The organism is Halobacillus yeomjeoni (genome assembly GCF_020171525.1).
Lineage (GTDB): Bacteria > Bacillota > Bacilli > Bacillales > Halobacillaceae > Halobacillus > Halobacillus yeomjeoni.
Genome location: NZ_JAIVAI010000001.1, coordinates 945,619 through 972,061, shown reverse-complemented (window position 1 = coordinate 972,061; position 26,443 = coordinate 945,619). Strand labels below are relative to the sequence as shown.

Here is a 26,443-nt window from a genome sequence, read left to right as displayed (position 1 = left end):
TAAGGCCCCATCCGATGATGGGGCCTTAATTGTTTGACTGAGTTATTGGTGTTTGAACACATTTTTTTTCAAATATGATTGGAAGGTAGAAAACAGTCCTTGTGCAGGTTCAAAACTTGCGAAGGGAAAGGACTCAGATAATTCATAAGCGACTGTCGTACCAGTTACTTCGTGAGAAACGAGTAATAGAGGTTTGCCGGTAGGGCTTTGATCTCCAGCAATGAATTTCAACCCTTCAGGTCCGCTGTCCCCTTTTACTGACCCATCTTCAGCGGAAAAGTCCCGGGTCGTGAAGTAAGTGACGAACTTCGGCTGTTCAGGCTCGTCTACATTGTAAACCATGATTCCGCACTGACGCTCCAAGCCGATAAACGCGTATGTTTTACCATTGATGACGCCCGTGGTCGCTGTTTCTGGTTCAGGGCCTTTATCATCACTTCTGTCTTTCTTTTCGTTGGTATCATTACTCGCATTGAAGTGTTCAGGAAGCATTTCTGAAGTTACGTTTTCAAATTCATTTCCGCTGTCATAGATTCGGCTGAAATCATCTGTTTCATACACGGAGAAAGATCGGCTCCCATAGCTGTATAAGGCCTGGTAGCTTCCGTCTTTCGACTGTCCCATTGTTGATGTAACTTTCAACCTTCCCAACTGGTCATCGTTCCATAATCCATCTTCCACCATCTGGTCCAGCTCTTTTTGTGAGTATCCTTCGTAGTAACTGGCATCTAAATGAATATCCCGATCAGGGTCAGCGATCAAATCTTTGATGCGCACCTCTTCTGAGAATCCGTCATAGTCTCGCGCGTCTCCTTCATTGGGAGTCAATACATAATTTTCACCCTCCATCGAGAATAACGCGATCCCATCCGGCTGGTGCATCCCTAAAACCGGAGCAGGTTGGATGTTGATAGAGCTTGATGTATTGGAAGCGTCAATCCCATTACCTTCCAGGGAATGATCTTTGAATCCTAAGCCATGGATGTGGGTCACCTCTTTATCTACCAAATCCAGTTCCGCTACTGCATTATTTTCTTGTAGTGAAACGTAAGCCTTTTTCCCATCGGGTGTCACTTGTATGTATTCAGGTTCGAAGTCTTCCGCATGGGAAGCACCTGGACTGTAGATACGGACATCTTCATCGATTTGTTCCTCGGTCAACGACGTGAAATCAATGGTATCGACCATTCTGTTTTTCAATCCCTTACTGACATCCATGAGAGTTATGCTGCCTTCGGGGTCGGTAGAGTAAGTGTCATCAGGTTCCCCTTCATTCGCGACCAAAAGCTGGTTTCCATCAGGTGTGAATGTGACCATGTCAGGCAGTGCGCCCGCTTTTTCATAATCGATGAAGTCTCCATCTGTAGTGAAGAACGCAATGACCCCATTATCGGTTTTTTGTTTGTTAGGAATGGCCACGGCTACATAGGGCTCGGTCGGGTGGACTGATACACTGGTCAAATCTCCTGGTTGGAATGTACCTAAATCTATGTTCGAAAGCATGATTTTTTTATGTAACTTCAAGCCCTTGCCTTCGCCTTTTCCGATAGTTAATATATCCAGGGACTGATCAGCACCGTTTACAACGAAAACTCGTTGAGTATTGGAATCGTAATCCAGAATTTCAGCACCGCCTTCATCCAGACCAGCGCCGCTGTCATAACGACCGTGGACAGAGATGGTGAGATTATCTCCATTTGAGTACTCAGGGTATTTGTTGACATCCTCCGCTGCCAAAGATGTGGTTGGCGCAGCGATCATAGCCAAAAGTGCCGGGACTAAAACTTTCTTTTTGTTCATTATGTATACCTCCTTCATCATTTCCAATTCTATGATGAAGGAAGTCTGTTAGGATGCTTTTGTTTTTTTGTTAAATCTTAGTAAAAAATCAAGAAGAGGTAAGTTTGAACATAGTGATTTCCGGCATATTAAGAACCCGGAGAGGTAGTACACTTAATCCTAAACCTCGATTCACATAAAGTTGATTTCCTCTCTCTCCATACTCATCATCAATCCATCCATCCACATGGGACTCATCCTTTGCCAGTAAATCTTTATAAGACCATTGGGGAGTGAATGGTACACTGATTTGGCCGCCGTGTGTATGACCCGCCACCGCAAGAGGCGCACTTCCTGCAGGCAGTTTGGCGAATACTTCAGGGTTGTGCATAAGCACAATTCTCGGCGCATGTTGAGGTGGGATATCTATTGCTTTTGAAACATTCGTTTTTTCCGGCCAGAATGCGCCGACACCCGTCAAGTATAACTTGTCTTCGGCGCTGCTTTCGGTATCGTTGCCTTTTTCTAAAGGCGTGGTTTCGTTATGCAGAATTTCTACTCCGATTGATTGCAGTTGAGAAGCTACCTGTTGAGCTTTCTTTTCATTCGGGTCACTCGTTTTTTTACTCATGGCATAGTCATGGTTGCCAAGCACAGCATATACAGGAATATTTGCTTCTGTGAGAGGGCGCAATCCATCGATTACCGTCTCCATTTCTTCACTGTTTCCTTTAGTTGGATGATAAATATAATCTCCTGTGATCAGTACGGATGCCGGGTCTTTTTCTATGATCTTTTCGACGACTCTAGGGAGGATTGATTCGTTGTCCATCCACATCCCTACTTGAAAATCACCGATGACCGCTATTTTTTCCCCTTCCCACTGGGGTGGAAGGTTTTGAATTTCAGCTTCCTCTTCTTGCACATTGATCAAATAAGGTTCGATCAGACCCCAGATCAACACTATGGATAGAAGCAGTGCTGTGAAAATACCGATTTTCTTTATTATCTTCTTCATTAAATAACTCTCCTTTTAAGTTTAACTGTTCAAGGAGTGTACCCGGTAAGTACATAGTTTTAACGTAATATCAATGAAAGAAATTAAACTGCATTCTGGATAAGTGAGTATTTATGGAATTGAGCGGATCAGTCTGCAGACACGTGCGTTTATAACTTTGTTTGTAAAGGAATGAAGGTAAGAGAATGATGAAAAAGGAGGCTTGGAATGAAACGATATGATTTGATTGTCATAGGTTCGGGGTCCGCTGGGTCTGTAGCCGCTGCGAAGTGTGAAAAGGCAGGGTGGAGCGTCGCCATGATCGATCATCGTCCGTTTGGCGGCACTTGTGCCTTGAGAGGGTGTGACCCGAAGAAAGTATTGGTAGGGGCAGCCGAACTGATTGACTGGAACAATCGTATGGAAGGGAAAGGAATCAATTCAAAATCCTCTATCCAATGGAAAGATCTCATGCAATTCAAGCGTACATTCACAGAAGGTATACCGGAGGAAAAAGAGTCATCCTTAAACGAGCAGGGGATTGATACTTATCACGGAAAAGCTTTCTTTACTGGTGAAAACAGCATAAATGTCGAAGGTGAGGACCTTGTGGGTAGTAAAATTTTAATTGCTACGGGAGCGAAGCCAGCTCCATTGCCTATCGAAGGCAGTGAACATTTGACTTATAGTGATGATTTCTTAGAATTAGAAGAATTACCAAATCGGATTGTTTTTGTTGGTGGCGGATATATTTCCTTTGAATTTGCTCATATTGCTGCAAGAGCAGGGTCTGAAGTTCACATTATTCAGAGAGGTTCACAACCTTTGAAAAACTTCGACCCGGATCTGGTCGAGATGCTGGTGGAAAAATCTAAAGAGATCGGGATCCACATCCACCTCAATCACGAATTGAAGTCATTGGACAATGAAAATAGCGTATTCCACTTGCACGCTGAGCATAAAGGTGAAATGGTTTCTTTTGAAACAGATCTTGTCGTGCATGGAGCAGGAAGAGTCCCGGCTTTGGATATGGATTTAGAAAAAGCCGGTATTGAAGCAAATGAAAAGGGGATTGTAGTCAATGATTATTTACAGAGTATCAGCAATCCTCACATTTATGCGGCAGGCGATGCAGCAGCAACAGAGGGGCCGCCACTCACTCCAGTTGCAAGTACTGAATCTCATATCGTCGCCTCCAACATGTTGAAAGGGAATAAAAAGCGGTTGGAGTTCCAGGAAACACCTTCAGTCGTGTTCACCGTCCCTAAACTGGCATCAGTAGGTATGAATGAAAATGAAATAGACCAATCCGGCCGGAAGGTTAGTGTGGATTTTACAGAAACGAGGGATTGGTTTACGTATAGAAGGACCAATGAACAAACGGCAGCTTATAAAATTTTGATCGATGAGGAATTGGATCAAATTGTCGGCGCGCACTTGATCAGTAATGAAGCAGATGAGCTCATCAATCATTTTGCAACTGCCATACGCTTCAATATTCCTATAAAAGAATTGAAGAAAACGTTGTTCGCATATCCGACGGCTGCGTCGGATATAGGGCACATGTTGTAAGAAAGTATTTGATTAAAATAAAAACCAAGTTCTAATAAGAACTTGGTTTTTAGTAGATTTAATTCGTTTGATCAGCAAGTTTTACAAGCGCATGAGCGATGTGTTCACGCTCTTCTTTGTTAGATACATTCCAAATTTCATTAAGAACTTTTTCTTCGCGGTTTCTCGGCTCTTCGTGCTTTGCTAAATAATCAGCTACACGCTTCGCTCCTTTTGTAAGGCCTTCTTCACCTAAACCGAGTTTTTCACCTTTATGGACCTGGTCACCTAAATAGTCCTTGAATGTCTGGAAGCTTTGCATAATTTCCTCTTTTTTATCTTCCTGCATGTTCGCAGCTGCTTGTTTCGGGTCTTTATTTTCCATTATATCCACTCCTTTAATTGGTCTTAAAAGGCATTTACCACTTAATGGGAATCAGCAAACATAAAAATGAAAGATAATATGGAAGTTGCTTGGCAGGTCTTTCATTTTCATTTTTGAAATATTTGTGGTAGATTTTATATGTGGTGAGAAGAAAAAAAGCTTTTCACTATTGATTAACGCTTCTTGAACGATTTAAAATTTCATACAAATTTGGTAGCAATGAGCTGAACAATAGAGTTAGACATAAGCCAAAAAAGATCCTCCCTGGGTCTTTTTTGGCTTTTTTTATTGTAAAAAATAGGAGGATTCATATGACACATCATCACTCACAATCAAACAACCACCCTTCTCATCTCCTAAACAGCGTGTATCTATTAAGGAAAAGCCATGCAGCCTATCAACATGCAAAAATTACAGTAGAAGAAGGTTCACCAATATCAGATGAAATTTGTAAGTTGGCAGTAAAGATATGTACAGATTGTGTTCAGACGTTGAAAGACATGGATGTAAATGAAAAAGATGCCCGGTTCATCCTTTGTCATTTGAATTTGAAGCTTTGTAAAGATCTTTATCTCGTCAGCAGTAGTTAAAAGGTCGGGATAAAGAGAGGTATTCACATACAAGGTATTCTTTTTGTATAAACAATCGAGGGTTACACAGTCATCCAGATTTCAACTCCTCTTTGCCCTCCAATTATTGAAAAAGATAGAAGCGTTAATCATCCCATATGAAGCAGGGGGATACGAATGGAGCATGGATTAGAGAAAAAAGTAGAAAGACTCAGAAAGGATCTCTATGAGCTATATAAGGAGGACCCGACTAACCCTGAAGTTGTAAAACTCTCTCAGGAGTTGGACGAATTGCTTAACCTTCTTCACAAAATGGATATGCATTTATCTTAATAAAAGGTACATAATGAATTACTTAAAAGCCCGGGGTGTATTTACATCCCGGGCTAACATTTGGAGGATCGGTTTCTTAGCTTTGCTAATGGATTATGTATTCTTAAAGCCGCTTTATAATCGATTTGCTAAATGGGCATCAAGAACTGCAAATGGATGATGGAAATACCCCCGAGATTTTTCTTGGGGGTTTTTTATTGTTCCATTTATCTACAGAGAGAGGTTAACGAATTCTACTATCTAACTTAATATGGAAAATGATAGAATAAATGGATATTGTAGAAGGGAGGGGACTTTCATAAAAAGACAGCTTAATGATCGAGAAAAGGCGATTGAATTGATCTTAAAGGAATCCATTCGTGAAAAGTCCATGGTTTTGGGAATTGATGGGCTCAGCCGTTCAGGCAAATCGACATTTTCACAAATGCTGGCCGAAGTTTATAAAGAAAATTCCATGCCGTATGAGATTATACATATGGATGACCATATTGTTCCTAAGGAAAGAAGGTATCAGACAGGTTATGAGGAATGGTATGAATATTATTCATTGCAGTGGGATGTGTCCTATTTAAAAAAGAACCTGTTCAACCGCTTAAAAGATGCGGATCGAATTGAGCTCGACTCTGTGAATCAATCGGTCACATACAAAATCCCAAGGCCGGGAATTGTGGTCATAGAAGGGGTTTTTCTACAAAGACCTGAATGGAAGGGGAGCTTTGATAAACTCATTTATCTGGATTGTCCAAAAGAAAAAAGGTTTGCAAGAGAAAGCGAGGAAGCCCGAAAGAATATAAGTAAATTTCAAATGCGGTATTGGAAGGCTGAGGACTATTATCTTAACCATATAAGCCCATTGGAAAAGGCTGATTGGATTATTCGTCAATACTGAAGTTAAATGAACAAAAGGGTCCATTCTTAATTAAAGAATGGACCCTTTTGTTCATTTCACATTTAAAACGATAATAGCTCAGGTATGCTCTCTATCTCTTGAAGATTCACTTGAACACTCTTTACGGCTGTCCAAATATTGTTGAAATTCTTCTTTCGTGCGATCTGAATCCATCGCAGTTTTTACAACTTCTACCCAGTCAGGCGTTAAATTCTCGACACTCATAAAGATTCCCCCGTCTCATTAGGATTGGAACAACAAGCGACTATCTCTCTTTTTGTGACAAAAAATTCTGAAATATACTCTTATTCTACACGAGATGTTACTGGGAAGTAAACGAAATCTGAAAGAAATAAAGGAGACCAATAGATAAGATGAAGCGAAAGTAGTACCGTATACTACTTTCGGAGGGGGTACATATAGTTCTTTTCCGTCTCTTATTTAAAACCTTTAGTGAATAGCTAAACGAGCGTTGTAAAGAGATAATGAATAGTAAGAAAATTCAGAGGAGGAACCGAGGATGAGAATATTTTATGCTTTCGTCATAGCCATTCTTTTGATGGCAGGGTTTGGAGGGCTCGCCCCGTCTCATGCACAATATCAAGCTGCGATTGGCCCGGATCTATTGGAGAAGATGAAAACAAGTTCCGATCATTATGAGGTAATCGTTACGTTTAAAGGAGATGGAGCACCTACAACAGAACAAACAGAAGTTCTTGAAACCGTTGGTGTAGATACAGGTCTTACCCTGGAGAGCTTGCCGATGGCAGGCGTACTAGCTTCCAAAGAACAAATTGAAGCTTTATCTTCAAATGAAGAAGTCCGTTCTATTTATTTGAACGAAAAACTGGAATATTTCAATTCTGACGCGACCGCACTTACAGGTGTCGATAAGCTGCGCACGGATGACTCTATGAGAAAACAAAACGGAGGACTTCCGGTTTCCGGAAAAGATATTGGGGTCGTCGTTAACGATAGTGGAGTAGACGGTACACACAAAGATCATGAATTCGAAAAGAATTTGGTGCAGAACGTACTCGGTTCGACCAACTTGAATAGTTTGTCCCCTGGGTTACTACCAGTTACTTACCAGGAAGATGTGGCGAATACAGATACCAACTCCGGTCACGGTACACACGTGGCGGGTACGGTCGGCGGTACGGGTGTCATGTCCAGTGGGAAGTATGAAGGCGCTGCTCCAGGAGCAGATTTGATCGGTTACGGATCCGGCGGAGCACTATTCGTCTTGGATGGAATAGGCGGGTTCGATTATGCGATTACACACCAGTCTCAATACAACATCCGTGTCATTACAAATTCCTGGGGCTCCTCAGGTGACTTCGATCCGAATCACCCGATTAATGTAGCAAGTAAGAAAGCTTACGACCGTGGAATCACTGTCTTATTTGCGGCAGGTAACGAAGGTCCCGGCGAAAACACGCACAATCCATATGCTAAAGCCCCATGGGTCATCTCTGTAGCTGCTGGAGAAAAAGATGGAACACTTGCGGACTTTTCTTCCCGTGGAACAAAAGGTGTTGGTGGAACGTTTGAAATGGATGGAGAAACGTGGACATGGGCAGACGAACCTACGATTACAGCTCCTGGTGTAGATATCATTTCCACACGAGTGGTGGCACCAGTCAGTTCATTGGCAGCAGCTGATGATGTAGAAGAATTGGACCCGGCTCATGTACCTTTCTACACAATGATGAGCGGTACATCAATGGCGACACCTCACGTTGCAGGTGTAGTAGCCCTCATGTTAGATGCAGAACCGACATTATCCCCTGATAACGTAAAAACGATTATTCAAACATCAGCAACGAATATGCCTGGATATGAAACTTGGGAAGCAGGAGCTGGATATTTGAATGCTTATGCTGCAGTGGACATGGCTTTTGGCAATGATACGTACGGGAACACTTTGAATATGGATCGTGAATTCAACAGCAATGTCGAAGCAGAAACAGAACGCAAAAGTTTTGCAGTGGATTATAATCCATCCACTCTCATTTCAGACAATCAATATGAATTCAATGTAGAACCTGGTCTTACGAGTTTAGTAGCTAAAGTTGACGCTCAAGGAGTGATGGGGGAGACGGGTAATCCGGTCAACCTTATCCTGATCGCACCTGATGGGACAGAATACAGCTCTGGAATCAGCCTGCTGTTCACCCTTTACACGGATCGTACCGTTTCTGTGAATGCTCCTATGCCAGGGGATTGGAAAGCAGAAATCAGAGGTCTTAGAGGGGATGAGCAGAACCCTACTTCCGGTGTCTCCTTCTCTGAAGATATCAACGGTAGCTTAGCATTTACAAAGGTCAGTGGTTTTGATGGATTGAATGATGTTGAAGGCCACCCGGCAGCTTCTGCTATTAAAATCGGTGTCAAAGAGCGCTTGTTTGATGGTAATAGCAAAGGGAACTTCAAACCTGACCAACTGCTGCAAAGAAAAGATTTAGCTGAATATCTTGTCATGGGAGCAGAGATTCAACAATCTCCACTTATGGATATTGCTGATGCACCGTCTCATTTGCTGCCTTTTGCTTCTGCTGTAACAGCTGAGGGAGCAGCTTTCCGTGATGAAACACAAACACAAAACGGAGTCATGGTATTGAAAGATGGGAAGTTCAAAGGGCAGGACAATGTGAACCGTGCAGAACTTGCCTATTCATTAGTACAGAGTCTCGGTTTGCAAGATCAAGCAGATTCGTTTGATGGAGAGGTTACTGTCCAATACAAAGATGAGCGTATTGCCATCAACGATGCTTCTGAAATTCCTGACCACTTGAAAGGGTATGTGCAATTGGCTCTTGACTTGAACATCATCAATGCTCATTTTGATGTAGCTCAAGGTCCATACGATACAGAACCAACCATTCAGGCAGAATTCCAGCCACAGGAAAACACGACACGTGGTGATTTCGCAGTAGCGATGAGCCGTTACTTTGAAGCATTTCTGAAATAATGGAAAGACCCAGCATAGATTGCTGGGTCTTTTATGGTTTTTAACAAGAAAACAAGCAATGTTTAGATAAAATGTAAGCCAGATTACAATTTTTGAATTCCCGCTTGAATTATAATAGAATTGTTACATCAAGTGGGGAGTGGAATTATCAGTATCGAAAATTTACAAGAAAAGATAGAAAAAACGAGACGATGTATGTACCGACTTTATTCAGAAAACCCATCAAACCCTAGAGTCATAGAGGTCTCCCAATCCTTGGATGAATTATTGAACGAACTTGGGAGAAAATTAGAGACCGAAGACATCTTAAAACAAAAAGCACATAAATGAAGCCGGGTCATGGGACCCGGCTTCATTTATTGGGAACGGACAACCAAAAAAACTCCTTCCGTAATGGAAGGAGTTTATAAGTTGATCAGTTGCCGTACCATGCTTTATGCGCTTGAATTTCATCATCGTGCTCTTGATCCCAGTAGTCTACTTCATAAGAGTAGTCATAATTCATGATACATTCGATGCCGCTCCCTTGAGCGTCATGCCCCAGGCCGTAGTTGTGAGAAAATTCGTGTTGAGCTGCACGCCACGTATTTTCAGCACCCTGGTCAAGGTTGACACTGACAGCACTTCCGTATGGAGAACTTTGGTATACATAAGCAATTCCGCCAGCGTTGAAGTTGGAATCTTTTGTGAACCCGACAACGAAGTCATACCCTTGGCCATTCCAATCCTGATCAAGGTCTTGAAGAATCTCAGAAGCATTGTTTCCTTCTGAAGACCATTGAGCGAAGGCTTGTACTTCTAAATCGATGCCATGATCTCGGACGAAGGCGTTATCCGCATTTTCAACGATGTTTTGTGTGAATGTCTGCCAGTCACTGCGGGCTGCACGGTATTCTTCATCGGCAGCGATCAAAACGGTTGCAGTACGGTCACCGGAAGTATCATCGCCTCCGCCGGAACCGGAACCATCATCTCCGCCACCGCTGCAGCCGAACAAGCATAAGCCAGCTTCACGATTTTTCTGAGTTTCTTTGGAATCATTTTGACCTAATAGTTGATCCAATAGATTCCCCTTCGTTTTCTCAATGACTTTCTCACCGATTTTCACACCATTTTCATTCAAAATATCAGCATTGGATGCTTCTTCCACAAGCGCAGGAACATCGAATGTCTGTTTTCTTTCGATTTCAGCTTTAGGGAGTACATCGCTGATTTCAACCTCATTCCCTTGAGAATCGACAGCTTCCTGATGAGAGTGAGTGTGAGTGTGTGAGTCTGCTCCAGCGATTGAAGGGAACAGCGTCACAGATAACGCTAAAGATAATGAAATAAGACCTTTTGCTTTCATGCTTTCTTCCTCCTCAAAAATATGTATGAAATGAACCTATTCAAAACTATCACACTATAATATATTTTTGCGGGGGAAAATAGGATGAATTTTATTATATTCATAGGTTTAGTAAGGACCTTGTCATTGTTTTAATCCCATTTAATTCCATGCAACGTTCATTTGGGTGAAACGACTAAGCTCGGGGTCATTTGGGGCAGACCTTGAGAAGGTTTATTATTTATAGAATTTTTCTTACAATGGTGTGTATATCTATTCACATAGAAAGAGAGGGGATTTTTTGTCGAAGAAACATATGCCTGTTTTCGTAGCACTATTACCCTTATTGATCATGATTGTCGGTATGGGATTCACCATCATCCAGTTTGAAGGTGCGCCACACATTCCATTGCTTCTGGGAGCTTTTACAGCATCCATCATCGCATTGGTCTTCGGTTACTCATGGAATGAGATAGAGAAAAGCTTTTACACTGGAATACATAAATCACTTCCTGCTATCGTCATCCTTCTCCTTGTCGGCTTGATCATAGGTTCTTGGATAGGGGGCGGCATTGTCGGAAGTTTGATCTACTATGGTCTGGAAATCATTTCACCTGCTTATTTCCTTGTATCGATCATGGTTCTCTGCACCGTAGTGGCTCTTTCAATCGGAAGTTCCTGGTCCACGATGGCGACCATCGGTGTCGCTGGCATGGGGATCGGAATCAGTATGGGAATTCCTGAACCTATGGTTGCAGGAGCCATCATATCAGGAGCGTACATGGGAGATAAGATGTCTCCACTCTCCGATACGACAAACCTGGCTTCAGGAATTGCTGATGTACCGTTATTCCAACATATCAAGCATATGCTGTACACGACGATCCCGGCTTACGTTCTCGCTTTGGTGATCTTCTTCCAGATGGGTCGTGGGTTTTCTTCTTCAAGCCTTAATGGAGGAAGTATAGAAAAAATAATGGAAGGGCTTCAGCAACATTTCGTCATTTCTCCTTGGCTCCTCCTTGTTCCTCTGGCTGTCATAGGTCTTGTCTTATTGAAGATACCAGCGCTGCCCGCGCTGAGCTTCGGAGTCATTCTCGGGTTCCTCTGTCAAATCTTCATCCAGGGCGATCTTGTAGGAACATCAGTTATCACCTTGTATGATGGATACAGCATACAATCAGACAATGAAATGATCAGCAGTCTACTGAACCGGGGCGGTTTGAGCAGTATGATGTATACCATCTCCTTGACGATCGTCGCCATGATTTTTGGCGGTGTACTTGAAGGGGCCGGGATGCTCGAGCGGATGATGGACGGTATGGCATCGCTGGTCAAATCAGCAAAAGCGTTGATTCCGACCACGATCCTTACTTCCTTCAGTACCAATATCCTTATGGCGGAACAATATATTTCCATCATCATCCCTGCCAGGATGTATGCGTCGACGTATACGAAGTATCAATTGGATAGAAGAAACCTCTCACGTGCTGTGGAGGATGGCGGAACGGTCACTAGTGTCCTCGTCCCCTGGAACACCGGAGGGATCTTTGTAGCGGGAACGTTAGGGGTTCCAACCCTTGCTTATGCTCCATACGCTTTTTTCAACCTGGCGACTCCTTTGATTTCAATATTTTTCGCTTTGATCGGATTCAGCATCATTAAAGCGAAGCTGGATGAGAAAAAAGGTGTTTCCGAGAACTATAAACAAACGAAATCAGGGTAAAGCATGAAGCAAGACGCCTGAAATTCTTATCATTTAAGTGCTCCTATACTTGGGAGCACTTTTTCTTTCTGAAAAAATGATGATGTGATGTATGTTACATTTATAATAATTCGATATTATCTACAAGATTTAACATCATTTAGAGGGGGGGTAGAAATGAAATGGAAAGGGGTATGGGTCATCACTATTTTCGTCAGTTTCTTTTTCGTTTTCTGCATCACCGAGAGAATACAAGAAAACAACGTCAGTTTAAGTATGGAGAAAAGTGAAGTAACGGGTAACCATAATAGAAGTCACGCTGAACTACCCCAGGGGATGAATGCATTTTTCACTAGTGACATACAATTACATAGTCACAAACTGGAATTATTGAAAAATAAGAGAATGAGTGTCATTGAGGATTATGATAAACACATACCTGCACAAAACGTTGAATCGGAAGACTTGGAATATCTTAAAGATAAGATCCTCCCTGCTTATAAGGAAATCATAGATGAAGTCATCATCATCGTGGATTATTATAATGTAATTGAAGTAAGAAATTTGGATATGAACTTTAATCTAACTTTAATCCCAGGGTGAAATCCTTATATATGAAATATTACGAGGGGGCGTCTCAAGAGTACCAGGCGATGGTCAACGTATTACAGGGATATGAGAGAGGCAATAAAAACCAAATAGAAAAGAGCGAAGAGCAATTTGACCTCGCTGACACAACTTTTCAAGAATTTGGAGAAATGATGAGAAAATAAACGTATATGGTATTTAACGGAATATAACACTTGAATGATCATCATACAAATAAATATTCTCAATATTGTGAAATGAAGTTGAAAATAAGAGGAAGGTCTTATATCATTAGTTTTATAACAAGCTTCAAATCTTTGTTTTCCCTAGAGGAGTGAGCCTATGTTAAAGGAATCAGATTTTGAGACGGAAGAACTCAAACAACAATGGATCAAAGTAAGAAATAAGAAATTGGAAGAGATGGCCCAATATGTACAGAGGTACTTCCATTTGACTAAAGTGAGAGAAAATAAGAGCAGTTATGAAGTCCAAGGGTATTTTTATCAGCCGAGCTTCGGTGAAGTGAGAATGGCCTTTGAATTCAGTTATGAAAATGTAGCTAAATTCACTGATCTTTTCGATGATCCAGTGGAACAACAATGATGATGAAAAGCCCATCGACTCTTTTACCAGTCGAAGGGCTTTTTTTATAGGCCCTGTTATTGCTTAGTGTTGTTATTTTACATGTGAGCTCATATCATCTCTTTCTGTCCTGGAATTTGTAGGAGACGGCCTTAGGAATGACTCCCTTTCCGTGGGGTACCGTGAGCCTCCTCAGGCTGCGCCTTCCGGGGTCTCACGATGTACCTTTATCCCACAGGAGTCTCGCCATTCTAAAAGGCCGCCTCTTCAAAGTAGAAGAGTCAGAAAGGCCATAACCGAAATCCGTTGCGTTACACCAACTACGAACGGGATGGCAGGGAAAACAGGTAGACTCCTGCGGGAAAAAGGAACAAGGTGAGACCCCGGAGAACGAAGTTTGAGGAGGCTCAGCGTTCCCCGCGGAAAGCGGACTGTTTTCCCTGCCATCCCATGCTCTGAATAAATAACGGACCGAACACCTATTCCAGACGGGGACTATTTAGTAATCGTTTAAAATATCAACTACAGACTTTAACAGAGCCTTTTTATAAAGGAGAAGTGCACATGCTTGAATTTCATACGATCGATTTGAAGAGAGATCGGAATAGAATTCTTCAATTCAGGAGGAACTCATTTATAGAAAGCTTCGGGGATTGCTCTTCATTTGATAAAAATGAATACCTTACTTGGATAGCAGGTAAAGTCAGAGAGTTTCCAGATGGCTTTGTCGGAGTATGGGACCAAAACCGATTGATAGGTCAAGTCGAGTGTTCTATCAGGATGCATGAAGGTGAAAGAATTGGTTATGTGCATCTATTTTATTTGATTTCTGAAAAACGGTCGATGGGACTTGGGGTAAGGCTTCACGAGTATGCTTTGCACTTTTTTCAAAAACATCACGTGAAAGAATTCCATCTAAGAGTTTCCCCGAACAATTCAAGAGCGTTGGAGTTTTATAAAAAAATGCAAATGAAATACTGTGGATCAGAACTAGACGGTAAAGTAATCCGGATGAAGGGGAAGGTGTAATATACTTAGATCAAGCGATGACAGGTCGGGCACATTTGCGCATGCGGTTGACGTTTCACGGAGTCTAATATTTCGTGCATGTCTTCGTTGCTTTTCTTCATATACTTCAGAAAGTCCTGAAAAAGGTGGAGAGCTTATGGAGACAGAGCTGACCGGACGTATTGTAACTCCTGGAGACCCTGGTTATGAAGAAGCAAGAACAAACTTGAATTTATTCCATGCGAAATACCCGGATATCATCGTCTTTTGTCAAAATGAACAGGATGTCATCAATGCCTTGACCTATGCACGTGAACGGGAAACCCCTTTCAGAATCCGGGGAGGCAGGCATAGTTATTTGAACTTGTCTTCCATTGATCAAGGAATGGTTATAGATTTAAGTGATATCAACCATGTGAATGTCGAAGGAGACATGGCTGAAGTCGGTCCCGGTGCAGACTTGGAACGTGTGTATAAAAAGCTTTGGAAGCACCGGCTGGCTCTGCCGGCAGGTACAGAATTCAGTGTAGGAGTGACCGGTCTCACTACCGGAGGGGGGATCGGTTACTTATCAAGGGCGTTCGGACTTACTTGCGATTTGCTGAAGGAGGTCCGGATTGTACTTGCTGATGGTAAAACAGGGGCTAAAGCAGTGGCAGCCGATCGTAAAAACCACCCTGGACTCTTTTGGGCAATACGTGGTGGTGGAGCAGCGAATTTCGGCATCATCACCAGCTTGAAATTCAAGGTAAAACCGATTGGGGAAGTGTCGATATTCACGGTGGATTGGGATTTCGATCATTTTGAGGATGTGTATCAAACATGGCAGACTTGGGCACCATTCACCGACGAGAAACTGACGTCTTCTATTGAACTGAAGACGAAGAAACAAGATACATTGACTGCAGAGGGGCAGTATATCGGCCCGAAGGAAGAATTGATCAAATTGATTCAGCCACTAATTAAACAAACGGATCCTCGATCTGTCAAAGTTGCAGAAGTGCCATTTAATCGAGCATTCAAATACTTCAATTACCCTGCTGGAAATGAACCTGCTTACTTCAAAAGATCAGGATCTTTCGTCCATCAGTTGATTCCTCCCAGAGGCATTGCCATCATGAAGAAGTTTTTAGAGAACTCACCGAATGAAGACAATGTGATTTGGCAGCAGGCACTTGCCGGTGCCGTGCAGGAGAAGCGTCCTTCAGAAACCGCCTTTTTCCATCGTAACGCCCTCATTGCACAAGAATACAATTCCACCTGGAAACATGAACATTTAGCGAGGAGAAACGTCATCTGGGTGGAAGCATTGAGAAAACAAATGGCACCCTACACCCAAGGGGACTATGTCAATTGGCCGGATTTGTCCATACACGACTGGCCTACATCGTACTACGGGGACAATTTTGAGAGGCTTCGGGAAGTGAAGACAGAAGTGGATCTTTATAACGTCTTCCATTTCCCTCAGAGTATCCCGCCATTGTAATCGTTTGGGACAGCTTTTATAAGCTGTCTCTTTTTTTTGGTAAAAGGAAGGCTGTGATGTTAAAAACACTTTTTATTGGAATTTTCCGAATTTAGTGTGATTTCTATGATACGATGAAGTAAGTCCATTCAAAAATGAATAAGCAGGAATCAGTCATATACCCGCTTTTTATAATGATTTAGCAGCAAGTTATTCAAAAATGAATAAAGGAGCGAATTCCATTGAATGATGAAGAGTACAAAGTACTATTACATTCGCTTAAAGAAGATATTCTTGTAACAGATACGAATGGGATCATAGTGAATGTGAGTCACGGGACAGGTTCTGTTTACAACGTGAATGCAGAGAACTGGGTGGGGAGGTCGGTCTATCAGTTAGAGAAAGAAGGGCACTTCACACCTTTGGCAACTCCACAAGTGCTGGAGAAGAAAGAGAGAGTCACTTTTGTTCAAACGACTTCTGAAGGGAACAAGCTACTCGTCACAGGACTCCCGGTTTTTGATGAGAATAAGGATATTGCCCGGGTCGTCAGCTACTCTCATGATGTGACGGAATTGATGGAAATCAAGGCCGGGATGGAGGAATTGACTTCGGAAATTGAAAGAGTCCGGAAAGAATTGGACTTTTTGAAAGACCAAAGTGAAGGGTGGTTCGTTGCCAAAAGTGCAGCCATGAAGAAAGTGATGGCTTCTGCGAATCAAGTTGCTGGATTTGATGTCAATATCCTTCTATTAGGGGAATCAGGAGTAGGTAAATCCGAGCTGGCCAGAATGATCCATTCTAAGAGTGGGCGATCCGAAGGTCCTTTTATTGAAGTCAATTGTGGTGCAATTCCAGATAGCTTATTCGAAGCGGAATTATTCGGATATGAAGGCGGAGCTTTTACAGGTGCATCGAAGCATGGAAAGAAAGGTTTTGCAGAATCAGCACACAATGGAACTCTTTTCTTAGATGAGATCGGAGAGCTTTCAATGGCCAACCAAGTGAAAGTCCTTAAACTGACTCAAGATAAAACGTTTTATCCCGTAGGGGGGAGAAAGGAAATTCATTCTGACTTCAGGCTCGTGACCGCAACGAATAAAAAGTTGAAAGAAGCAGTCCTACATAATGAGTTCAGAGAAGACTTGTACTTCCGTTTGAACGTTGTTCCATTGACGATACCTCCGTTAAGGGAAAGAAAAGAGGATATCCTTCCTTTGATTTATACGTTTCTGAATATATTCATGAAACGTTATAAACTGGAGAAAGTCTTCAGCAGTGAAGCCCTACATCAATTACTTGCCATGGAGTGGAAAGGGAATGTCCGTGAGTTGATCAACTTGATTGAGCGACTAGTCGTTACGACGTTGGATAAGGTTATCCAATCAGAACATCTCTCTTACCTTTTGGATGGTGAAGACCAGAGTGATTCATATTTGAATAATAAGAAAGAAACCTTGAAGGAAACGCTGGAAAAAGTAGAAAGAGAACGATTGATGGAAGCAAAATTGACGTATGGGACAACGACCAAAATGGCTGCCGCCTTAGGGATCAGCAAGCCCATCGTAGTCAGAAAATTGAAAAAGTACAACGTAGATTAATAAAAAGTGGCACGGTTCTTGCATGTATGAATAAGTAAGGGACCTAATTGTTTATAAAGAGCAATGTAGGAGAACCCGTATCCTTCCACCCATCGACTGTGACAGGGAGGATACTGTCCTTGAGGTTGTAAACGAACATGGAAAAACAAATAAAGCAGGGGGGAGCAAAAAGCGTCTGTAATAAATTCAATTAAAATAAAGGGGAGAAGCGAATGGAAGCTGAAAAAAGAAATGTGTATGATTCAAGAAGTACATTGGAAAAAGGTAGTCCAGGATCGAAGACCCGGGCGTTTTTATGGTTTTTCATCCCATCTCTTCTGGGAGTCCTGCTGTTTTTGTTACCGATTCCTTATGGTGGAAAAATAACGATTGGTGTAGGGGTAATGGCGGAAACGGTGCAAGCATACCTTGAACCTTTCCTCCCTGCGTTCATGACGATTGTACTTATCATCTCAGCGATCGTACCCGTTTGGGTGAAAGCTTTTAAACCTAAGAATTTAGCAGGCAATCCCTTTTTAAGCCAGTTATTTTCCATTCATCCTTTTTGGATTGTGACAAGGATCGTCGGGGCTGTTTTCGCAGTCATGACGCTCTATAGTTTTGGGCCGGCAATCATCACATCCGATGTCACAGGAGGGACGATGTTATATGCATTGGTTCCTGTATTGGCTGCCTGGTTCCTTTTTGCGGGGCTGTTTATGCCTTTGCTGATGGAGTTCGGCTTGATGGACCTGATCGGAACACTTCTTAGAAATGTCATGAGACCGGTATTCAAACTTCCCGGCCGTTCATCGATAGACGCCCTGGCCTCTTGGATGGGGGCTGGCACAGTCGGGGTATTGATTACAACGAAACAATATGAAGAAGGTTATTACACGAAACGGGAAGCTTCGATCATTGCGACGAACTTTTCTATCAACTCCATTGCATTCAGCTTGGTAGTCATCAGCTTTATCGGTCTGGAAAAGTATTTTGTTCCCTTCTATTTGACGGTTGCTATTTCAGGTCTTGCAGCAGCGCTGATCTGCCCGAGAATTCCTCCACTTTCAAAGAAAGCAGATACATACTATGAGGGAACCGGGAAGAGAATTTCTGAAGATACCCCTGAAGGAACTTCCAACTTCCAATGGGGGATGCAGAAAGCTTTGAAAAAAGCTTCTGCAACCGGTGGTGTCAAACAGGTGTTGGTGCAGGGAGTCAAAACCGTCATGGATATCTATTTCTCTTTGATTCCACTAGTCATGGCGCTTGGGACGATCGCTTTGATCATCGCAGAATTCACACCATTTTTCTCTTATCTATCGATGCCTATTGTACCGGTATTGCAATGGATGCAGATACCAGAAGCGGCTGAAGCAGCACCGGCGATGCTTGTCGGATTTGCTGATATGTTCTTACCAGCAGTCATCGGAGCGGGAATTGAAAGTGAGTTGACCCGATTCGTGATCGCCGCCATTTCATTGACACAGCTTATTTATATGTCTGAAATCGGAATCCTTTTGATCAAATCGAAGATTCCTATATCCGTGCTGGAACTGGCCATCATTTTCCTGCAAAGGACAATCATTACTCTGCCGATCATAGTTGTGGTCGCACACTTCATTTTTTAGGAGGAAGCACATATGAATTCTACATTTCAAGATCGTTATGAACGTATGTCCGAATTACTGGCTCCGAGTATGGCGAAAGATCACCCGAATCTACCGGTAGTCAAAGAAGAAGGCTGTTATTACTACGGGGAAGACGGGACCAAGTACCTTGATTTCACTTCTGGAATTGCTGTGGCGAACACCGGTCACCGTCATCCGAAAGTGGTAGAAGCGATTAAAAATAGTGTCGATGAATTGATGCATGGACCTTCGGGTGTCATCATGTATGATTCCATCCTCCACCTTGCGGAACGCTTACAACAAAAGCTTCCGACAGGATTGGATTGTTTCTTTTTTGCCAATAGCGGCACGGAAGCTGTGGAGGGCGGATTGAAACTGGCTAAACACGTCACGCAACGACCTTATGTCATTTCCTTTACCGGGTGTTTTCATGGTCGTTCGCTTGGAGCACTTGGAGTAAGTACATCGAAAAGTAAGTACCGCAAATTTTTGCAGCCCAATGGATTGACGTACCAGCTGCCTTTTGCTGATGTAGAAGGATGCCCGTCGGGTGAGGATATTGGAACGTATTGCGCACAACAATTGGAAAAAGAAGCGGAACGTTTATTCGATCACCAGGTGACGCCGGAAGAGGTGGCATGCATGATTGTAGAGCCTGTCCTTGGTGAAGGCGGCTACATCATCCCTCCGGCAGCATGGCTGGAAAAGGTCCGGGAAATCTGTGACCGGCACGGTATCCTTTTGATTTTTGATGAAGTCCAAACGGGATTCGGTCGTACCGGTGAATGGTTTGCGTCTCAAAAATTCGGTGTAACACCGGACATCATGGCTATTGCTAAAGGAATCGCATCGGGGATGCCGTTAAGTGCAACGGTAGCTTCGAAAGAGTTGATGAGTCAATGGCCAATGGGCAGTCACGGAACGACCTTTGGAGGAAATCCGATCGCTTGTTCCGCAGCGCTTGCAACACTTGATGTCATGGAAGAAGAGAACTTGATTTCGAATGCAAATCAAATGGGTGAATACGCTTTGGAAAGACTTGAAGAAATCAAATCCAGACACCGCGTGATAGGAGAAGTGCGTGGGGTAGGTCTGATGATCGGGATTGAAATCATCGATGCAGGAACCGGAGACCCTGATGGAGACGGGATGATGGAAATCTTGAATGGGTCGTTACAAAGAGGTGTGTTGTTCTATCTTTGCGGCAAACATCAGGAAGTCATCCGTATGATCCCTCCTTTGGTTGTATCGAAAGAACAAATAGACGAAGGATTGAGAGTTTTTGAAGAAGCTGTCACTGCTTTTGAAGAAATGAAATACTCCAGTCTGGTGTAGGTCGGTATTTGTAAATGAAAAAGAGCGCTGTGGTCATTGCCACTGCGCTCTATTATTTTCCAATACCCTTCCAAAAATAATTGAACATATCCTCAATCATTTTTTCAGGATCCGTATTTTCATCAAATATGTGACCTAGCGTGATACATTGGACAAGTCCAAAAAAGATATTGACCAAGTAGGGAACGTTGTGTTCCGATGGGATCTCTCCACTCTTTATTCCTTTTGTGAATACATGAGTCAAAAAGTCTTTCATATTCTGGACTGGTAAAGAAATTTTATCCATGACTTCTGCTTGGATTTTCGCGGGCGGACTGATCATGCTCTTATGCCAGAAGATGGTCAGGGCACGGTTCTGTTGAGCGTTCTTATAGACATTAAACAAGGTCTCACGCAGAGCACTTTCTGTATGTAGGGTTTCCAGGCGTTTTTTTTCATCTTTCCATAATTGAGCGCTGTAATGAATGAATTGGTCTAAAACTGCCAAATATATATCCTCTTTACTTGAAAAGTGACTGTAAATGGTAGACTTCGTTATCCCGGATTTTTCTGCAATCTTAGCCATGGAAGCCCCGCCATATCCTTCAAAGGCAAAGTCGTGAAGGGAATGCTTCAAAATATTTTCTCTAGTAGTCATATGTACCTCCGATGTCATTCTATCAAAATTATTCTTACTAACTTATTATTATATCGAAAATAAGGATGAAAATATAAGAAAAAATAGAAACAAAAGAATAAAAAAGTATCATTGTTAATTAATGAACAATTAAGTGAGTTAATAGCCCAATTTTATTTAATGTCATTATGCTGTTAAATTTGAGTTTACGAGCGTAGACAGGTCTATTCACCTGAAAATAGTAAAAATAAGGATTAAAAAGGGGAGGAACGATTAGTTATCCCGGGGTTTATATAAAAGTTCATTTCTGCTATTGGACTAGTCATTTCGTGCAGGGTGAAATGGGGGAGGACCAGGATAAATAGTCTGAATATAGTCAATATTCATTATTTTAGTATAATGTTGAAGGACTTTGCCGTTTATTGTTGAAACCTCTACATGACCCGGGAAGTAACCAACTGACTGGGAAAATTTTAGAGGAGTGATGGAAAAATGAAAAAACGTTTTGCAGCTATTGCTGCATCAGCAACCCTGCTTATGTCGTCTGCTTTACCTGCATCAGCTGAGAGTCTGAATGGAAAGGAATTATCCGAAAAACAAGCCTTTGCGCCTCAGGAAATGATCGTCCATTTTGAAGACTCTGTAAAACCTACATACGCAAAAGAAATCATTTCGAATCTTGGAGGCAGCGTCCTGGAAGTGACCGATGATTTTATAGTGGTGAAGGTACCTGGACAAGTCACGGAAGCAATCGATACATTTGAAAAAAATCCTGCCGTCGATTATGCCGAAGCCAACTCCATGTTTTACGTCAATTACACACCGAACGATCCTTTCTATGAATCGGAACAATATGCCCCTCAAAAAGTAGAGGCAGACCTGGCATGGGATGTAACGCAGAGTGATCCGTCCGTGCAAGTGGCTGTGATTGATACCGGCGTTGATTATAATCACCCGGACCTTGCAGGAAAAGTTATCAAAGGCTATGACTTCGCTGCCAATGACAATGACCCAATGGATGAGCACGACCACGGAACGCATGTATCAGGAATCGCAGCCGCACAGACGAACAACGGAGAGGGAATTGCAGGGCTGGCACCTGAAGCATCGATTTTGGCGGTCCGTGTACTGGATGCAAGCGGAAGTGGCTCTCTGGATGATGTTGCTCAGGGAATCCGTTACGCAGCGGATCAAGGTGCAGAGGTCATCAACTTGAGCCTGGGTGGATTGATCGGTTCTCAAACGCTTAAGGATGCAGTGAACTACGCGTGGAACAAAGGGTCAGTCGTTGTAGCCGCAGCTGGGAACGAAAGTTCAGCAAAACCTAGCTACCCTGCTTATTACTCAAACTCTCTTGCAGTTGCAGCTACAGATCAAAATGATACGATCGCCTACTTCTCTAACTATGGAACATGGGTCGATATCGCTGCACCAGGCGTAAGCATTTACTCTACAGTCCTTGGTGGAGGATATGAGAATATGTCCGGTACATCTATGGCTGCTCCAGTCGTAGCCGGTGTTGCAGGTCTGCTCGCATCACAAGGAAGAAGTGCTTCTGAGATCCGCACGGCCCTTGAAGAGACGGCTGATTACGTGACAGGTACAGGTACACTGTTCCAGAATGGACGTGTCAATGCAGCGGATGCTGTACAGTATTAATTTGAAGTAATGAAAGGATGGCCTCTAAGGTCATCCTTTTTTTAGAGTTATCAGCTTGAAACGAAAGGCAAGGTGGATTTGATGTGAGGGGGGATGGTAAAACTCATCTTGAAGTTAACGTATTGTAATTTCTTCATAGTTTTGAAATGATTGCTCTGAACCTTTTTTCATATATTAAATGGGGTTATGGATGAAGAATTACAAGATGATAATCTATTTATGAATTTTGTACATACTTATTGAATTTAATGGAGGGTATATGCGTGATTTTATAGATTTTTTAGAAGAACACTTGGGCAACGTTTTATATGGGTGGAGCACAGGTTGCACAGGAAAGAAGATCCCCTTTCAGATAGCCAAATATAGTGACGGTCCTTTTCAGGGAACATCCACTTACACCACGATAGGATTGAGTGACCATTTATTGAAATCCACCAATCGTAAAGAAATCAGGCAAGAGTTGGTTATAGTCAGCTATACAAATTTCGGAGATGAAAATATCCCTGGTATTTTACAACAAGTTGGGATGTTTCTACTTAAAGATCATCAAGCCCTTTTAAGAGGGGATGTGATTGGTCCGTATGGCTCTTTATTCAAAGATTCAAAACTGGAAGCTTTATATGCAAGCATACCTGTGTATTTCCCTGAAAGCTTTGAAATTTATGATGGTGGAGATGTACCAATAGTCATGATATGGCTTATACCTATAATGGCAAGTGAAGCTCGATTTGTTAGAACCGATGGATGGGAAGCCTTTGAGAATATGCTTGAGGAAGTGGATCCTGACTTGGTTGATTATCAAAGGAGTAGTGTATTATTAGAAGATTAAGTACAAAAAAGTAGTGGGAGTGTCACAATGGTTATACCTGAACTTAATACATTTTCAGTCGTCAGTGTAGATTTCGGAGAAGAAATCGATGATTTTACAGCTGATATATATATGGATATTGGAGAAGCCCATTCTGAAGGTGGAGAAACATTTCATCTTGAAGTAACTAGCCCTAAAAGACTCGAAAGAATATTAAAGGAACATCCCGATGAAGTTGAGATCGGTAGAGGCTTATTCATTGCTGTGGATTATAATATTCATGTAATCGAAAGACAAGTAGAGCGACTGATTAAAGCTTGTAAAAGATCCACATGGACAGAGGTTTCGCAAGCACTAAGCTGTTATTTTTATGATGAGAAAGCAATATAACTACTTTCTACAAACCTTATGGAAGAGGTGTTTTTTATCTCAAATTACATAGCAGATATCAGGAAGTTAATTGGCAGCAGGCCATTAATCGTGGCAGGATCTACTGTACTTGTCTTCAACGAAACTAATGAACTTCTCCTACAGCAACGTTCAGACACTGAAGAATGGGGATTACCCGGAGGGGCTATGGAGCCTGGAGAAAAGTTGGAACAAACGGCTGCAAGGGAACTTTATGAAGAAACAGGGTTAAGTGCTGATGATTTTGCTTTCATAGATTTATTGTCTGGAGAGGACCTTTATTTTCAATATCCGAATGGAGATGAGGTGTTTAATGTCATAAGCATTTTTAAAGCTCTGGCTCCATATGGAGAACTGAAAATGGTGGATGGGGAAAGTGTACAATTGGAATTTTTCATGCTGGACAAATTACCAACCAATCTTGATGCAAGAGCGAAGATTATCATAGATACATACTTATCTTAATGTTGATCGGCATATTCGGTTCGCCACTTTTATGTACTACGATTATTTTTTTGAAGAAGAGAGATGGTATGATGAATGAATTTACTCTGGAAGGGAAACAAGGGTTCATTCACTTAAAACTACAAGAAGTGCCTGATTTTCCCGATAGTACAAGCCATTTTGGAGGTTATGACGCCAGGGGAGTGGTTGAAATTAAAAGTGGGAATTATTATGTGCGGAGTGAAGTGTGGTTTACTACCGGGGAGGTATTTGAGTTTTACCAGGAATTAAAGCAGTGTTTTCAAAAATTAAGAGGGGATGTAGTTTTTTCGAATTATGATTCAAACCTGAGAATAGAAATTTCCTTTACAAGTTTCGGTCATTTTATAATGAAGGGATTCTTTCAAGAGAGACCGGATCAGGACAACCAATTACAATTTGAGATTGAAAGTGATCAAAGCTATTTATCCTCTACTTTGAACCAGCTGGAGAAATTTGTTGATTACTATGGTGATTTAAAAGGTGAGAATTAACTGTTATCTAAAATATAAAAATGTTAAATATCATTTCTTTTTTTGATAGGCTTAAAAGATTGGAGGTTTGAAACATAGTAACATTGTACAAAATATTGTCCTCATTATTTTTGGGCTGGGCAGTTATTTTATTTTTCAGTCCAATATTTTTATATTGGTTCATACATGGGGACACAGAGAGATATATTTGGATAATAAATGGCCCCTACCCCTTCAGCCATTTCGGGGGAGGACCGTTCCAGGCGGGGCTGGGGTTGATACTTTCAGGACTGATTTGTTTAGTTATATCTTTCGTATTCTCTCAACTGAGCCGAAAGAATAGCTGATTTCCCGATAACATATTTTGCAGGATTGACTCATGTCAGTTCCTCACAAAAAAGGAAGAATGCCGATATGGAGATAGTCGAACAATGGAAACAGGAAGATCGTGACTTCATCAGAAAAAACCTCATCGATTTTAATATGAAAAAGCTTCCTGACAAGCTCAAGACCCCAAATGAAGATGTTGGCTTTGTCCTTAAAGATAAGCTTGGGAATATCAAAGGTGGAATAACTGCCAACATGTTTTGGCGGCATATGCACATTGATTTTTTGTGGGTGGATGAGAAGCTGAGGGGTAAAGGCTATGGTCGTGCCCTTTTAGAGAAAATGGAGCATCTGGCAGTAAAGAAAGGGTGCAGATTCATTTATTTAGATACATTCAGTTTCCAGGCACCAGACTTTTACCAAGAGAATGGATACGAAGTTTTTGGTACGATAGAAGATCACCCCGAGGGGTTCAACCAATATTTCCTGCTGAAAAGGTTCGATAAGCAATCTGGATAATGAACGACTTTTCCTGAAAGAGACCTACTTACTAAGGCCTTCCTTTTCATGCAATGGGCAACGCGGGCCTACATATGCCGTTGTGCGACAGTGTAATATTGAAACCAGAATCGAAATTCGTCAAAAAACACATCAGGTGATAATTCGAAGTGATCAAAGAAGTCCTCCAACTGATCTTCCTCCACTTCATCAAATAGTCCGGTCACATATAACGGCGTTTGAAAACGGGTATACATTTTACTAAGTCCGTATGATTCAAATACTTCTTTGATTTGCTGTTCAGTCATTGCAGGCACACTCCTTTATATTAGGGTGGCACGTTTTCTCAAATCCTAACCCTTCTTTTTCAGGGGGCGAGTATTCATTTCATTAAAAGAAATGGCTCTGTTAAAGTTTTGTTGATATTTTAAACGATTAGTAAATAGTCCCCGTCAAGGATAGGGGAGCTGGTC

The 26,443-nt window shown here is 42.0% G+C and carries 28 protein-coding genes; 21 read left to right on the top strand and 7 right to left on the bottom strand.

Annotation, left to right across the window (positions count from 1 at the left end; all coding sequences use genetic code 11):
• Positions 1–42: 42 nt before the first annotated feature.
• Complete coding sequence (locus tag LCL89_RS04995) at positions 43–1,800, bottom strand: choice-of-anchor I family protein (protein ID WP_224808230.1); 1,758 nt, start codon at positions 1,798–1,800, stop codon at positions 43–45.
• An 88-nt stretch (positions 1,801–1,888) separates the two neighbouring features.
• Positions 1,889–2,797: a metallophosphoesterase gene (locus LCL89_RS04990; RefSeq protein ID WP_224808228.1), complete on the bottom strand. Its 909-nt coding sequence runs from the start codon at positions 2,795–2,797 to the stop codon at positions 1,889–1,891.
• A gap of 207 nt (positions 2,798–3,004) precedes the next feature.
• Between LCL89_RS04990 and LCL89_RS04985 the strand changes: the two genes are divergently transcribed.
• Complete coding sequence (locus LCL89_RS04985; RefSeq protein ID WP_224808226.1) at positions 3,005–4,348, top strand: dihydrolipoyl dehydrogenase family protein; 1,344 nt, start codon at positions 3,005–3,007, stop codon at positions 4,346–4,348.
• A 58-nt stretch (positions 4,349–4,406) separates the two neighbouring features.
• Here LCL89_RS04985 and LCL89_RS04980 read toward each other — a convergent pair whose 3' ends face one another.
• Positions 4,407–4,712: a DUF3243 domain-containing protein gene (locus LCL89_RS04980; protein ID WP_197315821.1), complete on the bottom strand. Its 306-nt coding sequence runs from the start codon at positions 4,710–4,712 to the stop codon at positions 4,407–4,409.
• A 311-nt stretch (positions 4,713–5,023) separates the two neighbouring features.
• On the opposite strand from LCL89_RS04980, the gene LCL89_RS04975 reads away from it, so the two are divergent.
• The 3 genes from LCL89_RS04975 to LCL89_RS04965 all read left to right on the top strand — a co-directional run bounded on the left by LCL89_RS04975 (position 5,024) and on the right by LCL89_RS04965 (position 6,503).
• On the top strand, positions 5,024–5,302 hold the full coding sequence (locus LCL89_RS04975) for a hypothetical protein (protein ID WP_197315822.1): 279 nt from the start codon (positions 5,024–5,026) through the stop codon (positions 5,300–5,302).
• A 156-nt stretch (positions 5,303–5,458) separates the two neighbouring features.
• A complete protein-coding gene (locus LCL89_RS04970; RefSeq protein WP_224808224.1) occupies positions 5,459–5,614 on the top strand; it encodes an aspartyl-phosphate phosphatase Spo0E family protein in 156 nt (51 codons plus the stop codon).
• 250 nt (positions 5,615–5,864) lie between these two features.
• Entirely contained in the window at positions 5,865–6,503 is a 639-nt protein-coding gene (locus tag LCL89_RS04965) for a kinase (protein WP_224808222.1), read from the top strand.
• Positions 6,504–6,581: 78 nt separating this feature from the next.
• Here the strand turns inward: LCL89_RS04965 and LCL89_RS04960 are convergent, their stop codons facing one another.
• Positions 6,582–6,728 carry an anti-repressor SinI family protein gene (locus tag LCL89_RS04960; RefSeq protein ID WP_224808220.1) on the bottom strand — a complete coding sequence of 49 codons (147 nt, stop codon included), beginning with the start codon at positions 6,726–6,728 and terminating at the stop codon, positions 6,582–6,584.
• A 295-nt stretch (positions 6,729–7,023) separates the two neighbouring features.
• Here LCL89_RS04960 and LCL89_RS04955 point away from each other — a divergent pair, with 295 nt between their 5' ends.
• Both LCL89_RS04955 and LCL89_RS04950 read left to right on the top strand, forming a co-directional pair.
• Positions 7,024–9,477, top strand: coding sequence for a S8 family serine peptidase (locus tag LCL89_RS04955; RefSeq protein ID WP_224808218.1), 2,454 nt, complete (start codon positions 7,024–7,026; stop codon positions 9,475–9,477).
• Between the two features lie 132 nt (positions 9,478–9,609).
• The gene (locus LCL89_RS04950) at positions 9,610–9,807 is read left to right on the top strand and encodes a Spo0E family sporulation regulatory protein-aspartic acid phosphatase (protein WP_224808216.1); all 198 of its coding nucleotides are present in this window, start codon (positions 9,610–9,612) and stop codon (positions 9,805–9,807) included.
• Between the two features lie 85 nt (positions 9,808–9,892).
• Here LCL89_RS04950 and LCL89_RS04945 read toward each other — a convergent pair whose 3' ends face one another.
• Positions 9,893–10,825: a zinc-dependent metalloprotease gene (locus tag LCL89_RS04945; RefSeq protein ID WP_224808214.1), complete on the bottom strand. Its 933-nt coding sequence runs from the start codon at positions 10,823–10,825 to the stop codon at positions 9,893–9,895.
• 280 nt (positions 10,826–11,105) lie between these two features.
• On the opposite strand from LCL89_RS04945, the gene nhaC reads away from it, so the two are divergent.
• The 9 genes from nhaC to LCL89_RS04900 all read left to right on the top strand — a co-directional run bounded on the left by nhaC (position 11,106) and on the right by LCL89_RS04900 (position 20,698).
• The gene (gene nhaC, locus LCL89_RS04940) at positions 11,106–12,530 is read left to right on the top strand and encodes a Na+/H+ antiporter NhaC (protein ID WP_318245600.1); all 1,425 of its coding nucleotides are present in this window, start codon (positions 11,106–11,108) and stop codon (positions 12,528–12,530) included.
• 156 nt (positions 12,531–12,686) lie between these two features.
• Entirely contained in the window at positions 12,687–13,112 is a 426-nt protein-coding gene (locus LCL89_RS04935; RefSeq protein WP_224808213.1) for a hypothetical protein, read from the top strand.
• Positions 13,113–13,123: 11 nt separating this feature from the next.
• Complete coding sequence (locus LCL89_RS04930) at positions 13,124–13,282, top strand: hypothetical protein (RefSeq protein ID WP_224808211.1); 159 nt, start codon at positions 13,124–13,126, stop codon at positions 13,280–13,282.
• A gap of 157 nt (positions 13,283–13,439) precedes the next feature.
• On the top strand, positions 13,440–13,700 hold the full coding sequence (locus LCL89_RS04925) for a hypothetical protein (RefSeq protein ID WP_197315834.1): 261 nt from the start codon (positions 13,440–13,442) through the stop codon (positions 13,698–13,700).
• A 543-nt stretch (positions 13,701–14,243) separates the two neighbouring features.
• The gene (locus LCL89_RS04920; RefSeq protein ID WP_224808209.1) at positions 14,244–14,708 is read left to right on the top strand and encodes a GNAT family N-acetyltransferase; all 465 of its coding nucleotides are present in this window, start codon (positions 14,244–14,246) and stop codon (positions 14,706–14,708) included.
• A 136-nt stretch (positions 14,709–14,844) separates the two neighbouring features.
• Entirely contained in the window at positions 14,845–16,173 is a 1,329-nt protein-coding gene (locus LCL89_RS04915; protein ID WP_224808207.1) for an FAD-dependent oxidoreductase, read from the top strand.
• A 221-nt stretch (positions 16,174–16,394) separates the two neighbouring features.
• Positions 16,395–17,753 carry a sigma-54 interaction domain-containing protein gene (locus tag LCL89_RS04910; RefSeq protein WP_224808205.1) on the top strand — a complete coding sequence of 453 codons (1,359 nt, stop codon included), beginning with the start codon at positions 16,395–16,397 and terminating at the stop codon, positions 17,751–17,753.
• Between the two features lie 212 nt (positions 17,754–17,965).
• Positions 17,966–19,363: a YjiH family protein gene (locus tag LCL89_RS04905; RefSeq protein ID WP_224808201.1), complete on the top strand. Its 1,398-nt coding sequence runs from the start codon at positions 17,966–17,968 to the stop codon at positions 19,361–19,363.
• Between the two features lie 12 nt (positions 19,364–19,375).
• Positions 19,376–20,698 carry an aspartate aminotransferase family protein gene (locus tag LCL89_RS04900; protein WP_224808200.1) on the top strand — a complete coding sequence of 441 codons (1,323 nt, stop codon included), beginning with the start codon at positions 19,376–19,378 and terminating at the stop codon, positions 20,696–20,698.
• A gap of 52 nt (positions 20,699–20,750) precedes the next feature.
• On the opposite strand, the gene LCL89_RS04895 is transcribed toward LCL89_RS04900, so the two are convergent.
• On the bottom strand, positions 20,751–21,335 hold the full coding sequence (locus LCL89_RS04895) for a TetR/AcrR family transcriptional regulator (protein WP_224808199.1): 585 nt from the start codon (positions 21,333–21,335) through the stop codon (positions 20,751–20,753).
• A 471-nt stretch (positions 21,336–21,806) separates the two neighbouring features.
• Between LCL89_RS04895 and LCL89_RS04890 the strand changes: the two genes are divergently transcribed.
• From LCL89_RS04890 to LCL89_RS04865, 6 genes are all read left to right on the top strand, one after another.
• A complete protein-coding gene (locus LCL89_RS04890; protein WP_224808197.1) occupies positions 21,807–22,973 on the top strand; it encodes a S8 family peptidase in 1,167 nt (388 codons plus the stop codon).
• Positions 22,974–23,232: 259 nt separating this feature from the next.
• Positions 23,233–23,802, top strand: coding sequence for a suppressor of fused domain protein (locus LCL89_RS04885; RefSeq protein ID WP_224808191.1), 570 nt, complete (start codon positions 23,233–23,235; stop codon positions 23,800–23,802).
• A gap of 27 nt (positions 23,803–23,829) precedes the next feature.
• On the top strand, positions 23,830–24,171 hold the full coding sequence (locus LCL89_RS04880; protein WP_224808189.1) for an Imm8 family immunity protein: 342 nt from the start codon (positions 23,830–23,832) through the stop codon (positions 24,169–24,171).
• A gap of 18 nt (positions 24,172–24,189) precedes the next feature.
• Positions 24,190–24,654: an NUDIX hydrolase gene (locus LCL89_RS04875; protein WP_224808187.1), complete on the top strand. Its 465-nt coding sequence runs from the start codon at positions 24,190–24,192 to the stop codon at positions 24,652–24,654.
• Between the two features lie 71 nt (positions 24,655–24,725).
• Entirely contained in the window at positions 24,726–25,166 is a 441-nt protein-coding gene (locus LCL89_RS04870) for a WapI family immunity protein (protein WP_224808185.1), read from the top strand.
• Between the two features lie 393 nt (positions 25,167–25,559).
• The gene (locus tag LCL89_RS04865; protein WP_224808183.1) at positions 25,560–25,991 is read left to right on the top strand and encodes a GNAT family N-acetyltransferase; all 432 of its coding nucleotides are present in this window, start codon (positions 25,560–25,562) and stop codon (positions 25,989–25,991) included.
• Between the two features lie 68 nt (positions 25,992–26,059).
• On the opposite strand, the gene LCL89_RS04860 is transcribed toward LCL89_RS04865, so the two are convergent.
• Positions 26,060–26,278: a hypothetical protein gene (locus tag LCL89_RS04860; RefSeq protein ID WP_197315845.1), complete on the bottom strand. Its 219-nt coding sequence runs from the start codon at positions 26,276–26,278 to the stop codon at positions 26,060–26,062.
• Positions 26,279–26,443: the final 165 nt, after the last annotated feature.